This window comes from Klebsiella sp. 18074 (genome assembly GCF_902705905.1).
GTDB lineage: Bacteria > Pseudomonadota > Gammaproteobacteria > Enterobacterales > Enterobacteriaceae > Klebsiella > Klebsiella terrigena.
On sequence record NZ_CACSIS010000108.1, the window covers coordinates 1 to 383 of the forward strand.

The following is a 383-nucleotide window of genomic DNA, read 5'->3' on the forward strand; positions in this document are numbered from 1 at the left end:
CGCTACCAACGGCCGGCTGACGGTCACCGTCTTCCACTCGGGCCAGCTCGGCAACGAGTCGGTGATGATGCAGCAGATGCAGTCCGGCGCCCTCGACATGGGCTGGATCCAGGCCGCCGAGCTCGGCACCCGTGTACCCAGCGTGGCCTCGATCAACGCGCCCTACCTGGTGCGCTCCACGGCTGCCGCCGGCAAGCTGGTCAAGACGCCCGCGGCGCTCAAGCTGCTGGAAGTGCTGCCGCGCGAGACCGGCTGCGTGGGCCTAGGCTGGGGCATCACCGGCATGCGGGTGGTGTTCTCCACCAAGGACATCAAGACGCCCAACGACCTCAAGGGCATGAAGCTGCGCATCAATCCCACGCCGGTCTACCGCGACTTCTACC

At 67.4% G+C, this 383-nt stretch carries 1 protein-coding gene; it reads left to right on the forward strand.

The features are described 5' to 3' along the window. Positions 1 to 383: TRAP transporter substrate-binding protein DctP (dctP, locus tag GVK32_RS28770; RefSeq protein ID WP_200842958.1), on the forward strand; the 383-nt coding region annotated here is incomplete at both ends.